This is a genomic window from Polaromonas sp., from assembly GCF_031411155.1.
GTDB lineage: Bacteria > Pseudomonadota > Gammaproteobacteria > Burkholderiales > Burkholderiaceae_C > Polaromonas.
Genome location: NZ_JANOAL010000189.1, coordinates 1 through 5317 on the forward strand (window position 1 = coordinate 1; position 5317 = coordinate 5317).

The window sequence follows — 5317 nt, forward strand, 5'->3', positions numbered from 1 at the left end:
CGTCGTCGCGGGCAGCAGCAAGTCCGCGTACGCGCACGTCGCCGTATCCGCAAACGCCTCCTGCACGATCACGATTTCCGCCCGCTCGAGCGCGCGGCGCACGGTCGCCTGGTCCGGCATGGATTGCGCGGGATTCGTGCAGGCGATCCACAGCGCCTTGATCTCGCCGTCGGCCGCCGCCTGGAACATTTCCACCGCGGTCTTGCCGGGCGCCGCGGGCACGTCGGCCACGCCCCAGAGCGCGGCCACTTCGGCGCGGTGCACCGGGTCGGCGAGGTCGCGGTGGCCGCTCAGCAGGTTGGCCAGCCCGCCGACCTCGCGCCCGCCCATGGCGTTGGGCTGGCCGGTGAGCGAGAAGGGGCCGGCGCCGGGTTTTCCGATCTGCGCGGTGGCCAGGTGCAGGTTGATCAGCGCCGCATTTTTGGCGGTGCCGCTACTCGACTGGTTCAGGCCCTGGCAATACAGGCTGAGCGTGGCGGCGGAGGTTGCAAACATTTTTGCGGCCGCAAACAGGTCTTCTTTCTTGATGCCGCAGGTCTCGGCCACCAGGTCCGGCGTGTAGTCGCGCACCGTGGTTTTGAGGGCCTCAAAACCGCTGGTGTGGGCGGCGATGTAGCCGGTTTGCACCCAGCCTTCCCACAGCATGATGTGCAGCATGCCGTTGAACAGCGACACATCGGTGCCGGGCTGGATCGGCAAATACAGGTCGGCAATCTCGGCGGTGTCGGTACGGCGCGGGTCGCAGAAAATGATCTTGAGCTGCGGGTTGGCGGCCCTGGCGTCTTCAATGCGCCGGAACAGAATCGGGTGCGCATAGGCCGTGTTGCTGCCGACGATGAAGATGCAAGCGGCATGGTTCACATCGTCGTAACAGGTCGGCGGCGCATCGGCGCCCAGGGTCTGCTTGTAGCCGGCCACCGCGCTGCTCATGCACAGGCGCGAATTGGTGTCTATGTTGTTGGTGCCAATCAGGCCCTTGGCCAGCTTGTTGAAGACGTAATAGTCCTCGGTCAGCAACTGGCCCGACACATAAAAACCCACCGCATCGGGCCCGTGCTCGCGGATGATTTGCGCAAAGCTTTCGCTGGCGAAATCAAGCGCACTGTCCCATGGCACGCGCTTGGGCGCTTCCTGGCGATGCTCGCGCCGCATCGGGTAGAGCAGGCGGGTCTGCTGCGTCACCGCGTGGGAGGCGGTCAGCGCCAGCGTCGAGCCCTTGGTGCAGAGCCGGCCGAAATTGGCGGGGTGGTCCGGGTCGCCGCGCACCCCCGTGATCTGCTCGCCCTGGGACTCAATAATTACGCCGCAGCCCACACCGCAGTAGGGGCAGGTAGACCGCGTTTCGCGCATTATTTTTCGCCCCTACGAAGGTGTTTCCCATTTATCGCACAGCGATCCGCTGCGACAGCAGAGAGATCGCAGTAAGGGCAGGTGGAGCGGGTTTCGGTCATGGCAGTCAATTCGGTAGCTAACTCAGCAGGTCAGGCGTCGGGTAGGGGCATTCAACCGGCAGCCGTTGGCTGCGGATGGCCGGTGTCAATCGCGCCGTGGCTGCCCAGCGCCAGCGTCGGGCCGGCCACCGGGGCCAGCAGGTCGGTCGCATGGTTGGCCAGTTCGCCGGCATCGAGGTGCACCGCCCCGCCGTCCACCTTCACGGCAAAGCGCGGCGTGCAGCCTTCGTCGGGCGCCCTGGCGCAGCCGCCTTCCAGGTCAATCGTCCAGTTGTGCAGCGGGCAGGCCACGCTGGTGCCGAACACGATGCCCTGGCTCAGCGGTCCGCCCTTGTGCGGGCAGCGGTCCAGCAGCGCAAACACCTGGTCCCGGTCGTTGCGGAATACCGCAACATCCATGCCCCGCGGGCGCGCTACCCGGCGCGAGCCCAGCACGGGGATTTCATCGACGCGGCAAATCAGTTTCCAGTCACTCATCTTGGGTCTCTCTTTGAATCTATTTCAAGTCAGCACGCGCGCATACAGGCCGGTCACCCGGTCCATCACCTGCAGCAGGTTTTCGCTGGTCACAAATACGTCGATGGCTGCCTTGGCGCTGCTGCTGCCACTGCTACCGTTGCCATTACGCGCCTTGAGCGCATGGTCAAAAAACAGCCACTGGTGGTCGGCCAGCACCAGCTCCTGTTTGATCTCGGCCGTGGCTTCCGGGGCATTGCGCAGCAGTTCCAGCGCGGGGATGAATTCCTCTCGCGCCCGGGCCAGCTCCTGCAGGCTGGTGGCGCTGTCCACGTTCCAGTTGCTGGCCATGTAAAACTGGGCCATGCGCTGCGACAGCATGCGCTGGCGCCCAGCCACGTTGACCAGCTTGGCGCCGGGCTTGCCGGCCTGCTGTTCAAACAGCCCCGTTCCCTTGTGCGCCAGCGCCAGCACCTTGCCCGCCTGCGCCAGCAGCGGTTTGCCCTTGTCCTGCGCTGGCGGGGCGCCCACCAGCAGGGTTTTGTAGTCCGACCAGTCAGCCTCCAGCTGCCCATAGGTGTCGCGGGTCTCGCCCGGTGGGGCGTAGGCCTTGAGCTCAATCAGTTGCCGGTCAAACAGCGCCATCGACTGGTCCAGCACGCGGCGGGCCAGCTCGGTTTGAACGCCCTGGCCCAGGCTGAGCCAAGCCTTGGCCATGCGCTGCGACAGCATGCGCTGGCGGCCCGCCTTGTTGATGGCGTCGCCCATGCTGGCCACCTGTGCCTGCGCGCCCGCTGCCGCGCCCAGCGCGGCGAGGCAAAAAACCCGGCGGCTGAGAACGGCGGGTAGCGCCTGGCTGAAATGCCGGTGCCTCATGCCGGGATCGCCTCGAACTGCCGCGTGTCCACGGCCGCCTTGTCGAAGTCGAACCATGGGTCGGGCTGGCCGTCGACGCTGAACTGCAGGCGTTCCCACAGCGCCTTGCGGCCTTCGGCGTCATCAACGATCTTCTTTTTGACGTAGTCCAGGCCGACGCGGTGGATGTAGTGCACGGTCCGCTCCAGGTACCAGCCTTGCTCGCGGTAGAGCTGCAAAAAGCCTCCCGCGTATTCGAGCACTTCCTGCGCGGTCTTGACCTTGACCAGGAACTGGGCCACTTCGGTCTTGATGCCGCCGTTGCCGCCCACATAGATTTCCCAGCCTGAATCGACGCCAATCACGCCGACGTCCTTGATGCCGGATTCGGCGCAGTTGCGCGGGCAGCCGCTGACGGCCAGCTTGACCTTGTGCGGCGAGTACATGGCCCACAGCGCGCGCTCCAGGTCCTTGCCCATCTGCGTGCTGTCCTGGGTGCCGAAGCGGCACCATTCGCTGCCGACGCAGGTTTTCACCGTGCGCAAGGCCTTGGCATAGGCCATGCCGGTGGGCATGCCGATGTCTTTCCAGACGGCTTGCAGGTCTTCCTTTTTCACGCCCAGCAGGTCGATGCGCTGGCCGCCCGTGATCTTGACGGTCGGGATCTGGTACTTGTCGGCGGCGTTGGCGATGCGGCGCAACTCGTCGGGCGTGGTGTGGCCGCCCCACATGCGCGGAATCACGCTGTAGGTGCCGTCTTTCTGGATGTTGGCATGGCTGCGCTCGTTGATGTAGCGGCTTTGCGGGTCGTCCTTGGCCTCCTTGGGCCAGCTGCTGATCAGGTAGTAGTTGATGGCCGGGCGGCAGCTGGCGCAGCCGTTGGGGGTGCGCCACTCCAGAAAGGCGTAAACGCCGGCAATCGTCAGCAGCTTGTGCTTCACGATGGCCTCGCGCACCGCCTGGTGGCCGTGGTCGGTGCAGCCGCACATGGCTTTGGTCTTGGGCGTGGCCGAGTAGTCGCCACCGGCGGTGAACATCAAGATCTGCTCGACCAGGCCGGTGCAGGAACCACACGACGCGCTGGCCTTGGTGTGCTTGCGCACCTCGTCCAGGGTAAACAGGCCTTTTTCCTTGATCGCCTTGCAGATCGTGCCCTTGTTGACGCCGTTGCAGCCGCAGACCTCGGCCTCATCGGGCATGGCGGCGGCCTTGCTGTGGCCTTCGTGGCCGGTGTCGCCGATGTTGGATTCGCCAAACATCAGCTTGTCGCGGATGTCGCCCACGCTGCGGCCGTCGCGCAGCAGCTTGAAGTAGTAGCTGCCATCGACCGTGTCGCCATAGAGGCAGGCGCCCACCAGCTTGTCGTCCTTGATGACCAGCTTTTTGTAGACGCCGCCAAACGGGTCGCTCATGACGATTTCCTCGGTGCCTTCGCCGCCCATGAATTCACCGGCGCTGAACAGGTCAATGCCGGTGACCTTGAGCTTGGTGGAGGTCAGCGAGCCGGTGTAGCGGCCAATGCCGAACTGCGCCAGGTGGTTGGCGGCGACCTTGGCCTGCTCGAACAGCGGCGCCACCAGGCCGTAGGCAATGCCGCGGTGGGCAGCGCATTCACCGACTGAATAGATGCGGGCGTCGGTCACGGTCTGCATGGTGTCGTTGACCACGATGCCCTTGTTGCAGTAGAGGCGCATGGTTTCGGCCAGCTCGGTGTTGGGACGTATGCCCACGGCCATCACCACCAGGTCGGTTTGCAGCTCGCTGCCGTCCTTGAACTTGATGCTGGTGACGCGGCCCGGCTCGCCATCAATACCAGGCCCGCCCACCAGCTCCTGCGTCTGCGCGCCCATCAAGAACTTCAGGCCGCGGTCTTCCAGCGACTTTTGCAGCAGCTTGCCGGCCACGCTGTCGAGCTGGCGCTCCATCAGGGTCGGCATCACATGCACCACGCTGACCTCCATGCCGCGCAGCATCAGGCCGTTGGCCGCCTCCAGCCCGAGCAGGCCGCCGCCAATCACCACGGCTTTCTTGTACTGGGTGGCGGTGGCAATCATCTCGTTGGTGTCGGCAATGTCGCGGTAGGCAATCACGCCTTTCAGGTCCTTGCCCGGAATCGGCAAGATGAAGGGGTTGGAGCCGGTGCACATCAGCAGCCGGTCGTATTCTTCCTCGGTGACTGTGCCGTCGGCATCCACGGCGCGCACAATGCGCTTGATGCGGTCTACCTCAACCACTTTTTTGCCGGCGTGCAGCCGGATGTGGTTGTCCTTGTACCAGTCCCAGCTGTTCAGCACGATCTCGTCCAGCGTCTGCTCGCCGGCCAGCACCGGGCTCAGCAAAATGCGGTTGTAGTTGGGGTGCGGCTCGGCGCCAAACACGCTGATGTCGTACAGCTCGGGCGCAATCTTGAGCAGCTCTTCAATGGTGCGCACGCCTGCCATGCCGTTGCCAACCATCACCAGTCTGGATTTCTTCACCGCAATTCTCCTGAAAGTTGGCCAGTGAACCGCAAGCCTCATGCCAACTGGCGCGTGCGCACCGCCTTGGGAACCTCT

At 64.6% G+C, this 5317-nt stretch carries 4 protein-coding genes; all 4 read right to left on the minus strand.

Annotated elements, in window-relative coordinates; genetic code table 11:
* On the minus strand, positions 1-1350 hold a 1350-nt coding region (locus RMO23_RS12065), incomplete at its 3' end, for a molybdopterin-dependent oxidoreductase (protein WP_309681789.1).
* Positions 1351-1502: 152 nt separating this feature from the next.
* A complete protein-coding gene (nirD, locus tag RMO23_RS12070; protein ID WP_309681791.1) occupies positions 1503-1928 on the minus strand; it encodes a nitrite reductase small subunit NirD in 426 nt (141 codons plus the stop codon).
* 24 nt (positions 1929-1952) lie between these two features.
* Positions 1953-2783, minus strand: a complete 831-nt coding sequence (locus tag RMO23_RS12075) for a type IV pili methyl-accepting chemotaxis transducer N-terminal domain-containing protein (RefSeq protein ID WP_309681793.1) — start codon at positions 2781-2783, stop codon at positions 1953-1955.
* A complete protein-coding gene (nirB, locus tag RMO23_RS12080) occupies positions 2780-5239 on the minus strand; it encodes a nitrite reductase large subunit NirB (RefSeq protein ID WP_309681795.1) in 2460 nt (819 codons plus the stop codon). The genes RMO23_RS12075 and nirB overlap by 4 nt, the downstream gene beginning before the upstream one ends.
* Between the last annotated feature and the right edge of the window lie 78 nt (positions 5240-5317).

Bases quoted from the DNA above. Each gene is read 5' to 3' on its own strand.
- nirD (WP_309681791.1), bottom strand. From the start codon at position 1,928: ATGAGTGACTGGAAACTGATTTGCCGCGTCGATGAAATCCCCGTGCTG.
- RMO23_RS12075 (WP_309681793.1), bottom strand. From the start codon at position 2,783: ATGAGGCACCGGCATTTCAGCCAGGCGCTACCCGCCGTTCTCAGCCGC.